Consider the following 16,881-nt stretch of genomic DNA (forward strand, 5'->3'; position numbering starts at 1 on the left):
TCAGCGGCCGGTCTTCAGCGGACCGCCCTTTTCGGCCACCATCGCGACGAGCCGGTCGAAGACCGCACCCGACTGGCGGATGCCGTCATGTTCGAATTCGTTGGTGATCCAGACATCCATGTTGCCGACGGCGCTAGCGGTCTGAAGCGAGATTCCGGCATCGACATACATGTCGTCGTGATAGACGACCGCTGCGAGCGGCACGGTGTTCTCGGCGAGGCGCGACTTGTCGTAGAGCTGGCTGTGACGCGGACGGCGGGCCAAAGCCTCGGCGGCGGCGTGGAAGGGTTTGAGCAGGGCGACCTCCTCGAACATCGACGGATAGATCATCTCACCGGTGAAGAGCAGCGGCCGTGCCTTGGCGTCGAATTCCGGGAATTCCGCCAGCAGCCGCTCGGCCGACCAGGCGGTCGCGCCCTCTCCCTGCCCGTAGATCGCCTCGTGGATCACTGCGAACAGCGGATTGCCGTGATAGGCCGTGGCTTGCATGACCGAGCCGAGGAACTGGTCCGACAGGCGATCGGGCGCGGCAAAGGCTTCGTCGAGCAGCCAGTGGATATTTTCGAAGCCCGGCCCCATGCCGAAGTCCAAGCCGAGGCTCTGGAAACGACGCACCGAAAGACGGTCACCATCCGGCAGCATGACGGGATTGGCGTCGATGAAATCCGCAATGCGGGCGACCAGCGCCTTGTCATCGGGATAGCGCTTGTAGAAGATTTCGTTCTTGGCGCGCACGCGCGGATAGGTGTGCCGGTAGACCTCGTCCGCGGAGGGATCGAGGCTCGGGATGCCGCCGGCGACATAGCAGGCGGACAGGCCTTCCGGCGCGCGGCTGAGATAGGTCAGCGTCAGGAAGCCGCCATAGCTCTGGCCGAGCGTCTGCCAGCGCTCGCCGCCGAAGATCGTCTTTCTGAAATGCTCGAGGTCGTCGACGATGGAATCGGCGCGGAAGCAGGCGAGGTAGTCCGCACCCGCTTCACCGTCGAAACGGGAGATGGTCGCCGCGTCGACCGGTGTGGAGCGACCTGTGCCGCGCTGGTCGGGCAGGATGATACGGTGCGTCCTCAGCGCCTTGGCGAGCCAGGAGGGGCTGCTCTTCGTCGGGCGCGGGGATTTGCCGCCCGGTCCGCCCTGCAGGAAGCAGAGGAGCGGCAGCGCCTCGTCCTTGCGAGCGGGATCGACCACCTCGCGGGCGAAGAATTCGATGGTCCTGCCCTCGGGCTTCGACCAGTCGAGCGGCACGGTCACCACATGATCGCGCACATGCAGGCCGGGGATGGTGTATTCGGAGACGATCATCAAAATTTCCTCTTTGCCGCCTGTAGCGCGACGAATTCAACGAACGCGCGGATCGAGCAGCACGTAAAGCAGGTCGACCACGATATTGGCAATGACGATGAACAAGCCGCCCAACAGCACGACGCCGATGATGATCGGCCGGTCCTGATTTGCGACCGCCTGCACGGCGAGGGCGCCGACGCCCTGCAGACCATAGACCTGCTCGATGACGATGACGCCGCCCAGCAGAAGGGCGATATCGGCGCCGAGCTGCGTGACGAGCGGCGTCAGCGCGGCGCGCATGCCATGCTTCCAGACCACCCGGCGTTCCGTCAGGCCCTTGGCGCGGGCGGTGCGGATATAGTCCTCGCCCATCACGTCGAGCATCTGTCCGCGGGTGAGACGGGCATAGATCGCCGCCATGGTCATCGCCAGCGTCGTCCACGGCAGAGCGAGATGCCAGGCCCAGAGTGCGGGATTGGACGCGAGCGCCTTGTAGCCGCCAGCAGGAAACAGCGTGAAACCGGCCTGTTTCGGCATGAAATAGAGCAGGTAGAGCGACATCATGCCCAGCACGAAAGTCGGGAAGCTAAGGCCGACGAGAATAAAGGCCTGCCCCAACCGGTCCCGCAGGCTGCCGACATGCCGGGCCGACATGATGCCGATCGGCACGCCGATGGAAAGCCACAGCACCGCACCGCCGAGCACCAGCGACAGCGTCACGGGAATGCGCCGCAGGATGATCGGCGCGACCGGCTGCTGGTTGCGGTAGGAGAATCCGAGGTCGCCCGACAGCGCCTTCTGCATGAAGACGCCGTATTGCACGACGATCGGCCGGTCGACGCCGAGATTTTTGCGGATCTGCGCGAGCTGGCTTTCGGTCGCCTTGTCGCCGGCAATCATGCGGGCGGGATCGCCGGGCGCGACGAAGAACAGGAAGAAGACGAAGGCCGAGAGGACGAGCAGCACGCCCGCGCCAAAACCGACGCGATGGGTGAGAAAACGGATCATGGCTTGGCTCCTGCCTTCGGCCGCCGCTTGAGGCGGCGCATGGTGCGGGCGCTTTTCGGGTCGAGCGCGTCGCGCAACCCGTCGCCGAGGATGTTGAAGGCAAGCGTCGTCATCAAGAGCGCGGTGCCGGGCACGAAGATCAGCCACCAGGCGACGAGATAGAGCGAGTTGGAGGATGCATCCGCCAGCATGCCGCCCCAGCTCGGCGTCGGTGGCACGATGCCCATGCCGAGGAAGGACAGCGTCGCCTCGAAGACGATGGAATTGGGAATCTGCATGGTGGTGTAGACGATGATCGGCACGGCGAGATTGGGCAGGATATCGATCACCATGATCGACAACGGCCCGGCGCCGAGCGAACGGCTGGCCAGCACGAAATCCTGCCGGCGCAGCGAGATCACCTGGCCGCGGATGACACGCGCCATCGGCGCCCAGCTGAAGAAGACGATGACGGCGACGGACAGCGTCAGGCTCGGCCCGAAGGCCGAGACGAGCGCCAGCGCGCAGAGCAGGAAGGGCACGCTCATGACGAGGTCGGTCAGCCGGCTGAGGACCAGATCGACCGTGCCGCCGAAATAGCCCGCCGTCGTACCGACGACAACCGCGATCAGCGAGGCAAGCAGGGCGGCGAAGACGCCGACGAGCAACGACACCCGCGCGCCATAGGCCAGCCGGACCAGCACATCGCGGCCGAGCTGGTCGGTGCCGAACCAGAACTCGCTGCCGGGCCCGACCGGAATGCCGGCCGGCGAAAGGCCGGTCTCGCGGAACTGCTCGATCGGCGAATGGCCGGTGATATCGGCCACCCAGGGCGCGACGATGGCGAGCACGATGATTGCGAAAATCACGCAGAGTGCGGCCATGCTGGCCGTGTCGCGCCGGAGCCGCCGCACCGTCAGCGCGAAGGAACCGCGCTGGACGACTTCGGTCTGCGGTGAAGGTTCTTTCGTCGTCACGTCGCTCATGATGCCACCCGTGTTTCGACCAGCGATCGGCGGCCGGCTTCCGCAAAGGCCGGCAGCGTCTTGGAGGCCGACAGCAGCGTCCGCGTATAGTCGTGCTGCGGATCGGCAAACAGCCGTTCGGCCGTCTCCATTTCGACGATGCGTCCGCCCTGCATCACCGCGATGCGGTCGCAGACATGGCGCACCACCGAAAGGTCGTGGGAAATGAAGAGATAGGTCAGACCGAGATCGCGCTGCAATTCGCGCAGCAGGTTGAGCACCTGCGCCTGGATCGAGACATCGAGCGCGGAAACCGGCTCGTCACAGATGATCAGCGCCGGATTGAGCGCCAGCGCCCGGGCGATGCCAATCCTCTGGCGCTGCCCGCCGGAAAATTCGGCCGGGAAGCGATTGTAGTGTTCGGGGTTGAGCCCGACGCGTTCCATCAGATGCCGCACTTTTTCCCGCCGCTCGTCGCCTTTGGCAAGGCCATGTAGACGGAAGGGATCGCCGATGATGGCGCCGACACGGCGGCGTGGATTGAGCGAGCCGAAGGGGTCCTGGAAGACGAGTTGCACCTCCCGGCGCATCTCCCGCCATTGCCGTGCATCAAGCGCTCCCATGTCGCGGCCGAGCACGCGCACGCGGCCGGAGGTGGCCGGCACCAACCCGGCAACGATGCGCGCCAGCGTAGATTTTCCGCAACCGCTTTCGCCGACAAGCCCGATCGTCTCACCGCGCCCGACGGTGAGGTTGACGCCCTTCAGCACATTCAGCGCACGCTTGGGACCGAAGAAGCTGCCGACTTGATAGGTTAGGCAGACATCATCGATCTCCGCCACGGGCTCGGGCGGTGCGGCCTTCACGGCAATCGTTGCTGTCTTGGCCGTCGGGCGAACGGTACTGGCGCCCTCCTCCAGCCAACACAGGGCTTCGACGCCGTCGCTGTAGCGGCGCAGCGGCGGCGGCTCGCTGGAACAGCGCGGCAGCGCCTCGGTGCAACGGGGCGCGAAGACGCAGCCGGCGGGCGTGGCGAGCAGGCTCGGCGGGCGGCCACCGATCGGTGCCAGCTCGGTGCCGGGCCGGTAGCTGGCCGGCGTCGAGCGTAGGAGGCCGGCGGTATAGGGATGCGCCGGTGCGCGAAACACATCCTCCGCCCGTCCATATTCCAACCTGTGCCCGGCATACATCACCATCACGTCGTCGGCGACGCTCGACAGCAGGCCGAGATCGTGGGTGATGAGGATGACGGTCGTGCCGAAGTCGCGGCGCATCGTGTCGAGCAGCGCCACGATCTGCGCCTGCACGGTGACGTCGAGCGCCGTGGTCGGTTCGTCGGCGATGACGAGCGCCGGCTTCAGGATCAGCGCCATGGCGATCATCACGCGCTGGCGCATGCCGCCGGAAAACTGGTGCGGATAATCGTCGAAACGCTCGGCCGGTGCGGGAATGCCGACCTTGCCAAGCATGTCGACGACGCGCGCCCGCGCCTCCGCCGGGCTGATCGTCTCATGCGCATGCAGCACCTCGGCGATCTGCGCACCGATGGTGTAGAAGGGATGCAGGCTCGACAGCGGATCCTGGAAGATCATGCCGATGCGCCCGCCGCGCAGGCGCCGCATCTCCTCCTGGGAGAGGCCGATGAGATTGCGCCCCTCGAACCAGACCTCGCCGCCGATATCGGCATTGGGCAGCAGCCCCATCACCGCCTGGGTGAGCACGCTCTTGCCCGAGCCGGATTCGCCGGCAATGCCGAACAGCGATCCCGGTTTGATGGAGAAGGAGACATTGCGCACCGCATGCACGGTGCCGTCTTCCGTCGGAATACCGACGGTAAGACCTTTCGCTTCGAGAATGGCCAAGTCAGAACCCGTTTGCCTGCGGAAGAGGGAGGCCGACGTCGGAACCACCGTCCGGCGCCGGCTACGGTTTCAAATGATCAGCGCTCGATCCAAAGATTGGTCCAGTCGCCTTCCACACCCAGCGCATAGGGCTGGAAGTTCTTGACCGCCTCGCTGCGGTAGCGCGGGTTCTTGTTGGCGATCAGCGGCACGACCGGCGAATCCGCCATGACGAGTTCGTCGACTTCGGCCCAGAGCTTGCCCGTCTCCTCCGGCGTCGTGGCGTTGATCGCCTTGGCGGCGATCTCGTTGGCCTTCGGGTTGTTGTAGTCGGTGTAATTGTAGGTCTGGTGCGTGCCGTCGAAGGTGAACTGCGGCTGGAAGACCGAGCGCGCGGCACCACCCACCCAGTCCGGCGTCCAGCCCACGGGCGCGATGTCCCAGGTGCCGTCCTTGGTGTTGACCGGGTTGGTTATGAACTTTGAATAGTAGTCGGCCGCGGTGACCGGCGTCATTTCCAGCGTGATGCCGGCGCGCGCAAGGCTTGCCTGGATCGTCGCGGCGGTCGCCACTTCAAGGTCCTTGTTGCGATAGGGCATCTTAAGCGTGATGCCGTCAGGGAAGCCGGCTTCCTTCAGAAGGGCCTTCGCCTTTTCCGGATCGCCCTTGGCATCCGCCGAGGGATAAAGGTCGAATTTGTGGTGGCCGAGCACGCCGATGCCGAAGATGCCGTTGGCGGGCTCCGCCACCGTCGCGCCACCCCACTGCTGCACGATCGCGGCCTTGTCGACGGCATATTGCAGCGCCTGGCGCACGCGCAGGTCCTTCAGCGCGCCGTTGTTGTTGTCCGAGACCGTGTTGATGAACAGGAAATTGGTGTTGCCGGCGGACATGGCCGTCAGCTTCTCGTCGCCGGTGGCGGCAAGCGTCGAGAGGATCGCGGTCGGCACGTTGATGTCATAGGCGAGATCGCCGTCGCCCGACTGGAGCTGCTGCATGATCGCATCGGCCTGCATGCCCATGGTGATGTCGATCTCGTCGACATAGGCCTTGCGCAGCGGATCGCTCTCCACCTTCCAGGCCGGATTGCGCACCAATTTCAGGCTGGTGTCGGGCGTGTATTCGCCGAGCGTGTAAGGGCCGCTGCCGAGGAAGTTTGCGCGATATTCCGGGCTGTCGGGAATGTAGTCCAGCGTCTCGATGGCGGTCGGCGCAGGCATCGGCAGGGAGAGCATGTAGATGAAATCGCCCGCCCGCTCCTTGAGCTTGAAGACGACGGTCTTGTCGTCCGGCGTCTCGATGCCAGAGACGTCGTTGCCTTCCATGTAGGCCTTCATCGCCGCCGGCGTCGGCTCGACCTTGGCAAATCCGTCGCAGAATTCCGTCAGGCCGGAGATCAGGGCGGTGAAATAGGTGAGCGTCGCCGCCTGCATATGCGGATTGCAGAGGCGCTTGAAACCGCGCTCCACGTCGGCCGAGGTGATCTGGCGCGCGCCGGAGGGCGCATTCCACATCGCGCCGTCGCGCAGGGTGAAGGTGTAGGTCAGGCCGTTATCGGTCGGCTGCGGGATTTCGGTCGCAAGGTCGCCGACCGGCGTGATCGCAACGGTCGGGTCGGTGGAGGCCTCGTAGCTGACGAGCTGGCGGGAAATGGCGCGCATGAGATTGTTCGTGGTCACCATGCCGGCAAGCGTCGGATCCATATGGTCGGGCTCGCCCGTCGCCAGAATGCGCAGCACGCCACCGGTCTGCGGCTCCTCCTGCGCCAGTACGGTACCGGCCTGCAACCCGCCGAGCACGGCCGCCGTCGCCATCAGAATCGTCCAGTTCTTGTGCATTCGCATGGGGCTCCTCCCTTGAGCTCTATCCTCACCGGGCAGAGTTGTTACTCAAAAATTGAACCAATGCAAAAGAAATTGAGGACTTGTGGTAAAATTTTTATAGGAGTACGAAACGGCGGGCAGCGATGCGGCGCAAAGCGCGGCAATTCGCTGGACGAGCGCCATGGCGTGCATCGACTTTGCCGATGGCATGGCTCATATTTCGGCGGATTTCGAACCGATCCGCACACGGGTGTTGTGATGTCGCCAGAGGCGAAAGCGAGAAAGAAGGACGTGGCAGAGAGCGTTGCGGAAGAAGCCCTCGGCAAGAAGATACGCAAACGTCGACGTGAAATGGACATGACGTTGCAGCAGGTTGCCGAGCGCGTCGGACTGTCCATCGGCTTCCTGTCACAGGTCGAGCGCGGCACCTCGACGCCGTCGCTTGCTTCGCTGTGCAACATCGCCGAAGCGCTGGGCACGCACGTCGATGCGTTCATCAAGGCCCCGCGCCAGTCGGGTTCCGTGTCGCGTCCCGGCGAGCGTGAAACCTTCAGCCTCGGGGACATAAGGCGGACCTATGAGTTGCTTGGCGCCGGTTTTCCCGGTGCCAAACTGCATCCAACCCTCGTACGCCGCCCGCCGGGGCATGTGTCTGAGATCATGCACAACGAGGGCGAAGACTTCGTCTATGTGCTGGAAGGCTGCATTTTGCTGGAGGTGGGCGGCGAACGCCATATCCTCAACAAAGGCGATTCCATGCACTTCCAGTCCCATCTTCCGCATCGTTCCGCCACGCTCGGCGGTGAAACGACCTTGGAATTATGGGTTCGAACGCAGCCGCTTTTCTCGTGACCTCAATCCGAAAAATCGTCAGCAGCTGCCCGCTGTCTTTTGGGTGCTAATGAATTGAGCCCAGGATGTATCTGGGCAAAACCACTCCCCATGCTGCGGGGTACGTTCTCACGCCGCCCGTTAACGGCAGTGGGCGCCTCCGCGGTGCACGCCATCGCACTCGCGAAGTTCGCAACCTGTCGAACCCGATGCGCAGCACCCATCATGTGTTTAAGACGGCTCCGTTCCGAGTTACCACTATCGCCGATGTCGGCGCCCTCGCGGCCAATCCGATCGATTGGCTCGACGCCCCTTGGCTGCTCGAAGAGAACAGCAGATCGCTAAACACCCGTATTTTCGTCAGGAGCAGTGTATCGGCTTCTCTCGTAAGCCTCCGAGATCGCATCAAATTTCACGCCCTGCCAGCTGGCGTAGTCCTGAAGCAATTTGCCGGAGACAAACAGGTCGCCCTGGTTACCCGGCAGGCTCCAGACCAGCAGTCCTTCCGCCCGCGCCCGCGAGAACACCCTCTGCACATGACCGCGCGACAAAGTGTGCCGGGTCGAGACCTCGCTTGCGTGGAGCGGGCCGAGGCGGATCGGATCCGCCATGCTCGTTATGTCGGTGGGCAGGCGGCAGATCAGCTCGTGAAGAATGTTGCTTCCTGATTCCGTGCGGACGAACAGGTCCACGCTCGCGGGGGGCTCCGCCCAAGCGGGATCGAAGACCAGAGCGCGAATCGCCAGTGGATGGATGCGGGCCAGCAGGTGCGGATTTCCAGTAAGCGTCGGAGTGCGGTTGCCGCCGTCCATCCGGTCGAGGGCCGATAGATGGCTTTCCAGCCACTGGCCGACCAGCGCCTCGCCGTATGGGCTGAGTTGCAGCGGCTTGACGCGCTTGTCCCGGCTCTCCAGCGGCACGAGCAGTCCATAGGTGCGCAGCTCCGCAAGATGCGCGGTGAGCGTGTTCTTGCTGAAGGGTTGGTGTTCGGCGAAGAAATCGATCAGCGATCCGGCGGTGAGCGGCGGCCGCGCCTCGTCGTGCTTCCGCTCGAAATGCAAGGCGACGATTGCCTGGGTGATCAGCCATTTCTGCCTGCTGGCCACATAGCGGACCACACGCGGTGCGGTGTCGTGCATGGCAAGCAGCTGTTCCGCCGCATCGCGCAAGACCGCGAAATATGTCGAATCGCCGTTCCATTTCATCGCACTAAAATCACTTTTCGAACCTGGATGATGCGCTTCATCTCGGGCGTTATGGCACGCGTTTCCGTCTTCCTACCAGTGCAGCCTCGCATCGGTATGTCAGTGCGTCCCGCGGGTGACTCAATTTTGGGTGCACCCCGATATCGCCGGCTTCCTCGGTTGATCCCGCCTTCCCCCTCTCGCTATGAGTGCCTAAACATCTGGGGAAACATTATGAAATCAATTTCTTATCGCTTGCGCGCATGCTGCGCCATCGCCTTGCTCATGTCCTCTGTCGCCAGCGCGCAGGATTTTCAGGCCGAGTTCGACAACCAATGGGGCCTGCGCATGATCGGCGTCGACAAGGCGCTCAAAAAGGGTCTCGACGGCAAGGGTGTTCGAGTCGGCGTGGCCGATACAGGCCTGCAGATCGGTGACAAGCTGCATCCTGAGCTGGTCGGACGCTTCCGCGGCCTCGGCATTGATGGTTTCGGCGGCAGCCTCGACGATGATAACGGTCATGGAACCCATGTGGCGGGCATCATCGCCGCCAGCCGGGATGGCGAGGGCATGATGGGCGTCGCCTCGGGCGCCGAAATCGTCGCCATGAGAGTGCTGTTGGACGGCGCGTCTCTGGAGGAACAGCAAGTCGCAGCTGAAACCGCCTATCGCTATGCCCTCAAGCAAGGCGTGCGCATTTTCAACGCGTCCTATGGCTATCCCGGCCCGTTCACCGATTACAGCCCGGAAATGATCGAGTCCTTCGCCGGGCGCGAATTGAATGTCTACCGCGAGGTCGTCAATGCTGGCGGTGTCATGGTTGTAGCGGCTGGTAATGACAGCTGGGCGGAGCCAAGCGTTCCCGGCGCTTTGCCGATGTTCTTCCCCGAGTTGCAGCGCGGCTGGATGACGGTCGCCGCTGTCAATCCCGATGCAGAACTCGCCTGGTACTCGCAGGGCTGCGGCGGCGGCACGAAATATTTCTGTATTTCTGCGCCGGGTGGCGACGACACCTACGGCGAAGAAGGCCTGATCAACTCGACCTGGCTCGACGGGAAATATCTTGGTGAGCAAGGAACCTCCATGGCAGCGCCGCACGTGACGGGCGCGCTTGCCATCGCCAAGCAGCTTTATCCCAATGCCAGCGAGCAGGAACTCGCCCAGCTGGTGTTCCAGACAGCCACTGATATCGGCGCTGCGGGTCTTGATGACATCTACGGCTGGGGTCTACTCAATGTCGGCAATTTGGTGACGACAAATGAAATCGAAGCGGGTGCGATCTATGCGCAGGCGGCCTGGTCTCACGCAACGACCGTGAACCGGATCGCCGATGTGATCGAAAGCCATCCGGCGCACGCCGAGACGGATGGCTACGGCATCTGGCTCACTCCGTTTGCCAGCCGGGCAGGTCTCTCACTCGGAAGTGCCGGCCTCTCGGGAGATTACACGACCGGCGGCCTGATCGGTGGCGTCGACTACGCGATCGACGACCGCTGGACCGTGGGGGCTGCCGTCGGCTTCAGCCAGAACCGGTTCACCGCCGACAATGGTAATCGCGTCGAAGACACGAGCTATCATGCGGCGCCCTATATAGGCTTCGATGACGATACGTTCTTTGCCGATGCCACAGTCGGCGCCAGCTTCTTCTCCGGCAAAACGCGCCGCGTGCGGGCACCGGGCATGGACGACACGATCCTCGGCCTCGCAGGTCTCGACATCGCCGGCGATCAGAGCGACCGTGCTTTGTGGGCGACCACGCGCATCGGCAGCCACTTTGCGCTCGATGACCTGAAGCTTTCGCCTTATGTCTTCAGCAGGATGGTGCGCCAGCATCTGGGCGGCGTGAATGAAACCGGGACCAGCGTTCTCGTGCTGAACGCCGCCAGCGCCACTGAGACGACCGGCGAAGTCGGGTTCGGCATGAAAGTCAGCACGGCACCTGTCGTTTTGAGCGGCCTTGACGTGACGCCGTCGCTGAACATCGCCTACGGCCGGAGCTTCGGCGACTTCAAGCGTACCCTCGAGCTCATGGGTTCCCCGATCGTCAGCAAGATCGATCCGGATAAAAACCGGGTGGCTCTGGAGACGGATCTGCTGTTTGCCCGCTCGACCTCGGCGCTCGAGGGAAAGCTGAGTTATCGTGCCAGCGTGAACAGCGACACAGTCAGCCATACGATCGCAGCGAACCTGAGCCTCAAGTTCTAAAACCGTTCAACCCGGCGTCGCACCATCGTCAGGCAGTCGCCATCGATATCGCGCCGCCGGGATCTACAGGCCAGACGGGTCGGCGCAAGCGCGCCGATGCCTCACAAGCCGCCCTGCAGACGCAGAAAATCGATGATCGGCGCCAGACCGTCGCCGCGTTTCATGTCGGAGAAGACGAATGGACGCTCGGCGCGCATGCGCGTCGCGTCCCGTTCCATCACCTCCAGATCCGCGCCGACATAGGGGGCCAGATCCTTCTTGTTGATGACGAGCAGGTCGGAGCGGGTGATGCCCGGTCCGCCCTTGCGCGGGATTTCCTCGCCCTGGCAGACGGAGATAACGTAGATCGTCAGGTCCGCCAGATCGGGCGAGAAGGTCGCCGCCAGATTGTCGCCGCCCGATTCGATGAAGACCACGTCGAGATCGGGGAACCGCCGGGAGAGATCGGCGATTGCCTGGAGATTGATCGTGGCGTCCTCGCGGATCGCGGTGTGCGGGCAGCCGCCGGTTTCCACGCCGACGATGCGGTCCGACGGCAGCGCCTGCATGCGCATCAGCGCCTCCGCGTCCTCCTTGGTGTAGATGTCGTTGGTCACCACGGCGACGGAATAGTGCTCGCGCATCGCCTTGCAGAGCTTTTCGGTGAGCGCCGTCTTGCCCGAGCCGACGGGGCCGCCGATGCCGACGCGCAGGGGGCCGTTCTTCGATGTCATGGGAACCTCCATTGAATTTCTTGCCCGCTCATGAGCGGAAGAGCCTTGTCGGCAGGGTTTCGTGCCGCAGGCTCGCGATTTCCGCCCGCATGGTCGCCGCGCCGAGATCGTCGAGCGTGGAACCTGCGGCCACGTTTGCGAACGTCACGATCCGCGCCTCCAGCCCCGCCAGCACCGCCACGCCATGCGTCTGGCCGATGACGCCGCAGCGGATGGCGACCGACACGAGATTGGACGTGACGGCATGCAGATAGGCGGCAAGCCCCGCCTCCGCCGCAATACCATGGGCGGCCGCAACGGCGCCGACGGCGACGGGATAGGCCGCCGCGCCGCTGAGATGATCGAGAACCGCATGCGGCCAGCCTGCCGCCGCAGCAAGAAAGGCCTCGCCCTGCAACATGGTCTCGCGATGCCGCTCTGCCGAGCCCGACAGCGCCTCCGCCAGCGCCGCAACCTCCGCCAATCGATCTGCGTCACCGGCAGCGCGGTGCGCCTGGGCAAACAGCACGGCGTCATTCCAGAGATTACCCTGCGCAAGCAGGCTTTCCAGCCAATCGCGCAAGGTGCCGGCATCCCGCACATCGCCATCCGCCACGACCTGTTCCAGACCGCCGGAATAGGAGAAGGCCCCAATCGGGAAGGCGGGCGACAGCCAGGTCATCAGCCGGATGAGGTCTCTTGTTTCAGCCATGGCCGTGATGATGGTGCCCCTGGCCGTGATAGGCGCCGCGCAGCGGATGGAAGGGTTCCGATATCTCGCGCACTGTAGCGCCGAGCCCCGTCAGCATGTCGTGGATGACGTGATCGCGCAGGATGAGGATGCGCGCCTCCTCGATCTGCGCCGACAGATGACGATTGCCGAGGTGCCAGGCGAGTTCGACGAGATGCAGGCTGTCCCGCGGTGTCACCTCGTAGAGCAGCTCTTCTGCCGCGATCACCTCGATGGTCTCGCCGGTCTCCGTCAGGAGAAGGTCGCCGTGGGCAAGCAGAACCGGCGCTTTGAGGTCGAGCATGACGACGTCGTCATGCTGCATGTGCAGGAGCTTGCGGCGCACATGACGCTGGTCGTGCGTCAGCACGACCACGTCGATCGGCAGGCGATCGCCGCCGGCGCCGGATGGCAGGATTTCGGTGGAGCGATAAGGCAAGACGATTTCTCTCAGAACAGGAAGTAGCGCTGCGCCATGGGCAGCACAGTAGCAGGCTCGCAGGTCAAAAGCTCTCCGTCGGCGCGCACTTCATAGGTTTCCGGATCGACCTCGACATGCGGGGTCGCATCGTTGAGCACCATCGACGCCTTGGAAAGGCCGCCGCGGGTGTTCTCGACCGCCACCATGTCCTTCGTCACGCCGAGCCGCGCCTTCAGCCCGCCGGCCAACGCGGCCTGGCTGACGAAGGTGACGGAGGAAAGCGCCGGAACGCGGCCATAGCTGCCGAACATCGGCCGGTAATGCACCGGCTGCGGCGTCGGGATGGAAGCGTTCGGATCGCCCATGGGCGCGGCAGCGATGGTGCCGCCGACGAGAACCATATCCGGCTTGATGCCGAAGAAGGCCGGGTTCCACAGGACGAGGTCGGCGCGCTTGCCGGGCTCGACCGAACCGACGTGCTTCGAAAGGCCCTGCGCAATGGCCGGGTTGATCGTGTATTTGGCGATGTAGCGGCGCACGCGCAGGTTATCGTTGTCGCCCGCCTCGCCGGGCAGCCGGCCGCGCTGCACCTTCATCTTGTGCGCCGTCTGCCATGTGCGGATCAGCACCTCACCGACGCGCCCCATGGCCTGGCTGTCGGAAGAGATGATCGAGAAAGCGCCGATATCGTGGAGAATGTCCTCCGCCGCGATGGTCTCCTTGCGGATGCGGCTTTCGGCAAAGGCGATATCCTCGGGGATCGATGGCGACAGGTGGTGGCAGACCATCAACATGTCGAGGTGCTCGGCGATGGTGTTTTTCGTGTAGGGGCGCGTCGGGTTGGTCGAGGACGGGATGACATTGGAAAGGCCGCAGACGCGGATGATGTCGGGCGCATGCCCACCGCCCGCCCCTTCCGTGTGGAAGGCATGGATGGTGCGGCCCTTGAAGGCAGCAATGGTATCCTCCACGAAGCCGCTTTCGTTCAGCGTGTCCGTGTGGATCATCACCTGCACGTCGTAGTCGTCGGCGACGGAAAGGCAATTGTCGATGGCGGCCGGCGTGGTGCCCCAATCCTCGTGCAGCTTGAGGGCGCAGGCCCCGCCCTTGATCATCTCGACGAGTGCAGCCGGTTTCGAGGTGTTGCCCTTGCCGGAGAGGCCGAGATTGATCGGGAAGGCATCGAAGGACTGGATCATCCGCGCCAGATGCCAGGGCCCCGGCGTGCAGGTGGTGGCGAGCGTGCCGTGTGCCGGGCCGGTGCCGCCACCCAGCATGGTGGTGACGCCGGACATCAGCGCCTCCTCGATCTGCTGCGGGCAGATGAAGTGGATATGCGCATCGACGCCGCCGGCCGTGAGGATACGTCCCTCGCCCGCGATCACCTCCGTGCCGGGGCCGACGACGATATCGACACCCGGCTGGGTATCGGGATTGCCCGCCTTGCCGATCTTGACGATCAGGCCACCCTTCAGGCCGATATCCGCCTTGACGATGCCCCAGTGATCGACGATCAGCGCATTGGTGATGACGGTATCGACCGCCCCTTCGGCACGGGTCACCTGGCTCTGCCCCATGCCGTCGCGGATCACCTTGCCGCCGCCGAACTTCACCTCTTCGCCGTAGATGGTGAAATCCTTCTCGACCTCAATGAAGAGTTCCGTATCGGCCAGGCGTACACGGTCGCCGACGGTCGGGCCGTACATCTGGGCATAGGCGGCGCGGGAGAGAGTTGCGGCCATCAGAGTTTCCCCATCACTTGCTGGCGAAAGCCGTAGATTTCGCGTTTACCGCCAATCGGCACGAGCCGGACCAGCCGCTCCTGCCCCGGCTCGAAGCGGACGGCTGTGCCGGCGGCAATGTCGAGGCGCATACCGCGCGCCAGTGCGCGGTCGAAGGCGAGCGCCGGATTGGTTTCGAAGAAATGATAGTGTGAGCCGACCTGGACCGGACGGTCGCCGGTATTGGCGACCGTCAGCGTCACGGTCTCGGCGCCGGGATTCAGCACGATCTCGCCCTCGGCGGTGAGGATTTCGCCCGGGATCATGGTCATGCCCCCGCAACCAACCAGAGGCCGCCAAGTGCGGTCAGGCCGCCGGCAAACCGCGCGACGATCCGGCCGGCACGACCGCCGATGCCGAGACCGAGCGCCACGCCCGCGCCATGCAGCAGCGCGGTCGCCGCAACGAAACCGCCCATGAAGGCAAAACCGCTCGCGCCGCCAAGCTCCAGACCGTGGGCATAGCCATGAAACAGCGCGAAGAAACCGACCACGGCCATGCCGATTGCCGTCGGGACCTGAAGCGCCACCAGCGCCAAAAGCCCGATCACCACGACCGACGCGGCAATCGCCGGCTCGACGAAGAGCAGATGGAAACCGCCGAGCGCGGCCAGAAAACCGAGGCTCATGGCCATGACGAAGGCGGCGGGCACGGCCCACAGCGCCCGCTCGCCGATCAGGGAAGCCCAGAGGCCGACGGCGACCATGGCGAGCAGATGATCGGCCCCGGTCAGCGGATGGGAGAAGCCGGCACCGAGCGAGCCGTGCGCGATGGGATCGAGATGAGCGAAGGCGGGGCTCGCAATTGCACCTGCCATGAGCAGGGTGGCGAGAAACAGTCTTTTCATTCGCGTATCCTTTCTAGAAATCAGCGGATCGGCTGGTGCACGGTCACCAGCTTGGTGCCGTCGGGGAAGGTCGCTTCCACCTGAACGTCGTGGATCATCTCGGCGATGCCCTCCATCACCTGGTCGCGGTTGACGACATGCGCGCCGGCCTCCATCAGGTCAGCGACGGAGCGACCGTCGCGCGCGCCCTCGACGACGAAATCGGTGATCAGCGCGATCGCCTCGGGATGGTTGAGCTTGACGCCGCGCTCCAAGCGCTTGCGCGCCACGATGGCGGCCATAGCGATCAGCAGCTTGTCCTTTTCGCGGGGGGTGAGATTCATGGATTTGTTCCTATAGTTGCCAGACTTTCGGCAGCGGATGGCCGCCGAGCAGAAGCGAGAGAAGCGGTTCGAGGCGCTGGCGCAGCGCAAGGCCGGATGGAGCGACGAGGCGGATCAGCAGCTTGCCGTTCCAGGCGCTTGCCCCACCGGCATCGCCTATGAGGATCCGGACGGCGTCCAGCAGTCGCTCCGGCTCGCGGGCAGCGTAGAGGACCGTCGCCATGGCGGTGCGGCCGGCCAGCAAGGCGGGGCGGGAAAGCTGGGCGGCGATCTCGCCGGAAATGCGAAAATCCTCGGCAAAGAGCAGCCGGCCGTCGCGGCGGATGCGCCAGCGATCATGCAGCGCGCCATGCGAGAGTATTTCGCCCCTGGCGGTACGGCCGAACAGCACGGCCTCCATGACCACCAGCTCGGCATCGCCTTCGAGATCGGCTTCCAGCCGGCGGGAGAGACGTCCGCCGTCGAACAGGATGGTCTCCTGCGGCAGCCAGGCCAGGCGCGCCCCGGCACCGACCGTCAGCCGGTTCGTCACCGTCGCGACCTCGCCCGTCGAGCGATAGACGCGCTCACAGGCCTGCGTAGTGATCGTCGCGGCCGTCGTTTCGGCGATGGCGATCTCGGTGGCGATACGGTCGCCACCGGCCAGCCCGCCCGCCGTGTTGATCAGGATCGCTTCGGGCGGCAGGCCCGGCAAGGGTCGCGGCAGGCGGATTTTGACGCAGCCTTCCTGATAGAGCGTCTTCAGCCGCGTTTCGCCATGGCGACGGTGAAGGGCAAGCCGTGCATTGCCTTCGGCCCGCTGCAGCCGCAACGGCGTGGCGGAAGGATCGACAAGTCTTGGCGCGGGAAAGACAATCAACGGACCTGCCTATCAAACCGGACGATCGGATAGGAGAAAACGGTCGAAATCGCGCATGGCTTGCAGGTCCCGGTGGCTTTCCAACCACGATGCAAAGGCCATGCCATTCAT

16 protein-coding genes are annotated in these 16,881 nt (G+C 64.3%); 2 read left to right on the forward strand and 14 right to left on the reverse strand.

The features are described 5' to 3' along the window. From D0Y60_RS10925 to D0Y60_RS10945, 5 genes are all read right to left on the reverse strand, one after another. Entirely contained in the window at positions 1 to 1,299 is a 1,299-nt protein-coding gene (locus tag D0Y60_RS10925) for an alpha/beta fold hydrolase (RefSeq protein ID WP_117369783.1), read from the reverse strand. Between the two features lie 36 nt (positions 1,300 to 1,335). Then, a complete protein-coding gene (locus D0Y60_RS10930) occupies positions 1,336 to 2,289 on the reverse strand; it encodes an ABC transporter permease (protein WP_117369785.1) in 954 nt (317 codons plus the stop codon). Continuing rightward, positions 2,286 to 3,254 carry an ABC transporter permease gene (locus D0Y60_RS10935; RefSeq protein WP_117369787.1) on the reverse strand — a complete coding sequence of 323 codons (969 nt, stop codon included), beginning with the start codon at positions 3,252 to 3,254 and terminating at the stop codon, positions 2,286 to 2,288. The genes D0Y60_RS10930 and D0Y60_RS10935 overlap by 4 nt, the downstream gene beginning before the upstream one ends. Further along, on the reverse strand, positions 3,251 to 5,095 hold the full coding sequence (locus D0Y60_RS10940) for an ABC transporter ATP-binding protein (protein WP_117369789.1): 1,845 nt from the start codon (positions 5,093 to 5,095) through the stop codon (positions 3,251 to 3,253). The genes D0Y60_RS10935 and D0Y60_RS10940 overlap by 4 nt, the downstream gene beginning before the upstream one ends. A 77-nt stretch (positions 5,096 to 5,172) precedes the next feature. Next, complete coding sequence (locus tag D0Y60_RS10945) at positions 5,173 to 6,918, reverse strand: ABC transporter substrate-binding protein (protein WP_245409153.1); 1,746 nt, start codon at positions 6,916 to 6,918, stop codon at positions 5,173 to 5,175. A gap of 12 nt (positions 6,919 to 6,930) precedes the next feature. Between D0Y60_RS10945 and D0Y60_RS10950 the strand changes: the two genes are divergently transcribed. After that, on the forward strand, positions 6,931 to 7,749 hold the full coding sequence (locus D0Y60_RS10950; protein ID WP_158565457.1) for an XRE family transcriptional regulator: 819 nt from the start codon (positions 6,931 to 6,933) through the stop codon (positions 7,747 to 7,749). 320 nt (positions 7,750 to 8,069) lie between these two features. Here the strand turns inward: D0Y60_RS10950 and D0Y60_RS24740 are convergent, their stop codons facing one another. Then, positions 8,070 to 8,933, reverse strand: a complete 864-nt coding sequence (locus tag D0Y60_RS24740; protein ID WP_158565459.1) for a hypothetical protein — start codon at positions 8,931 to 8,933, stop codon at positions 8,070 to 8,072. A gap of 27 nt (positions 8,934 to 8,960) precedes the next feature. Between D0Y60_RS24740 and D0Y60_RS10960 the strand changes: the two genes are divergently transcribed. Beyond that, complete coding sequence (locus tag D0Y60_RS10960) at positions 8,961 to 11,117, forward strand: S8 family serine peptidase (protein ID WP_158565461.1); 2,157 nt, start codon at positions 8,961 to 8,963, stop codon at positions 11,115 to 11,117. A gap of 101 nt (positions 11,118 to 11,218) precedes the next feature. Here the strand turns inward: D0Y60_RS10960 and ureG are convergent, their stop codons facing one another. The 8 genes from ureG to D0Y60_RS11000 are packed head-to-tail and all read right to left on the reverse strand — an operon-like array spanning position 11,219 to position 16,770. Continuing rightward, entirely contained in the window at positions 11,219 to 11,830 is a 612-nt protein-coding gene (gene ureG / locus D0Y60_RS10965; protein ID WP_117370401.1) for an urease accessory protein UreG, read from the reverse strand. A 28-nt stretch (positions 11,831 to 11,858) separates the two neighbouring features. After that, complete coding sequence (locus D0Y60_RS10970) at positions 11,859 to 12,530, reverse strand: urease accessory UreF family protein (protein ID WP_199564176.1); 672 nt, start codon at positions 12,528 to 12,530, stop codon at positions 11,859 to 11,861. Further along, entirely contained in the window at positions 12,514 to 12,978 is a 465-nt protein-coding gene (gene ureE / locus D0Y60_RS10975; RefSeq protein WP_117369801.1) for an urease accessory protein UreE, read from the reverse strand. The genes D0Y60_RS10970 and ureE overlap by 17 nt, the downstream gene beginning before the upstream one ends. An 11-nt stretch (positions 12,979 to 12,989) precedes the next feature. After that, positions 12,990 to 14,702 (reverse strand): urease subunit alpha, encoded by a 1,713-nt coding sequence (gene ureC, locus D0Y60_RS10980; protein ID WP_117369803.1) that lies wholly within the window; start codon positions 14,700 to 14,702, stop codon positions 12,990 to 12,992. Then, the gene (locus D0Y60_RS10985) at positions 14,702 to 15,007 is read right to left on the reverse strand and encodes an urease subunit beta (RefSeq protein WP_117370402.1); all 306 of its coding nucleotides are present in this window, start codon (positions 15,005 to 15,007) and stop codon (positions 14,702 to 14,704) included. The genes ureC and D0Y60_RS10985 overlap by 1 nt, the downstream gene beginning before the upstream one ends. Positions 15,008 to 15,009: 2 nt before the next feature. After that, complete coding sequence (locus D0Y60_RS10990) at positions 15,010 to 15,588, reverse strand: HupE/UreJ family protein (protein WP_117369805.1); 579 nt, start codon at positions 15,586 to 15,588, stop codon at positions 15,010 to 15,012. 20 nt (positions 15,589 to 15,608) lie between these two features. After that, the gene (locus D0Y60_RS10995) at positions 15,609 to 15,911 is read right to left on the reverse strand and encodes an urease subunit gamma (RefSeq protein ID WP_117369807.1); all 303 of its coding nucleotides are present in this window, start codon (positions 15,909 to 15,911) and stop codon (positions 15,609 to 15,611) included. Between the two features lie 10 nt (positions 15,912 to 15,921). After that, complete coding sequence (locus D0Y60_RS11000; RefSeq protein ID WP_117369809.1) at positions 15,922 to 16,770, reverse strand: urease accessory protein UreD; 849 nt, start codon at positions 16,768 to 16,770, stop codon at positions 15,922 to 15,924. Positions 16,771 to 16,881: the final 111 nt, after the last annotated feature.

Source organism: Shinella sp. WSJ-2, from assembly GCF_003432075.1.
Classification (GTDB): domain Bacteria; phylum Pseudomonadota; class Alphaproteobacteria; order Rhizobiales; family Rhizobiaceae; genus Shinella.

What these genes read in the sequence shown, in the direction of transcription:
- D0Y60_RS10925 (WP_117369783.1), bottom strand. Translation starts at nt 1,299, where the DNA reads ATGATCGTCTCCGAATACACCATCCCCGGCCTGCATGTGCGCGATCAT.
- D0Y60_RS10930 (WP_117369785.1), bottom strand. Translation starts at nt 2,289, where the DNA reads ATGATCCGTTTTCTCACCCATCGCGTCGGTTTTGGCGCGGGCGTGCTG.
- D0Y60_RS10935 (WP_117369787.1), bottom strand. Translation starts at nt 3,254, where the DNA reads ATGAGCGACGTGACGACGAAAGAACCTTCACCGCAGACCGAAGTCGTC.
- D0Y60_RS10945 (WP_245409153.1), bottom strand. Translation starts at nt 6,918, where the DNA reads ATGCGAATGCACAAGAACTGGACGATTCTGATGGCGACGGCGGCCGTG.
- D0Y60_RS24740 (WP_158565459.1), bottom strand. Translation starts at nt 8,933, where the DNA reads ATGAAATGGAACGGCGATTCGACATATTTCGCGGTCTTGCGCGATGCG.
- D0Y60_RS10960 (WP_158565461.1), top strand. Translation starts at nt 8,961, where the DNA reads ATGATGCGCTTCATCTCGGGCGTTATGGCACGCGTTTCCGTCTTCCTA.
- ureG (WP_117370401.1), bottom strand. Translation starts at nt 11,830, where the DNA reads ATGACATCGAAGAACGGCCCCCTGCGCGTCGGCATCGGCGGCCCCGTC.
- ureC (WP_117369803.1), bottom strand. Translation starts at nt 14,702, where the DNA reads ATGGCCGCAACTCTCTCCCGCGCCGCCTATGCCCAGATGTACGGCCCG.
- D0Y60_RS10985 (WP_117370402.1), bottom strand. Translation starts at nt 15,007, where the DNA reads ATGATCCCGGGCGAAATCCTCACCGCCGAGGGCGAGATCGTGCTGAAT.
- D0Y60_RS10990 (WP_117369805.1), bottom strand. Translation starts at nt 15,588, where the DNA reads ATGAAAAGACTGTTTCTCGCCACCCTGCTCATGGCAGGTGCAATTGCG.
- D0Y60_RS10995 (WP_117369807.1), bottom strand. Translation starts at nt 15,911, where the DNA reads ATGAATCTCACCCCCCGCGAAAAGGACAAGCTGCTGATCGCTATGGCC.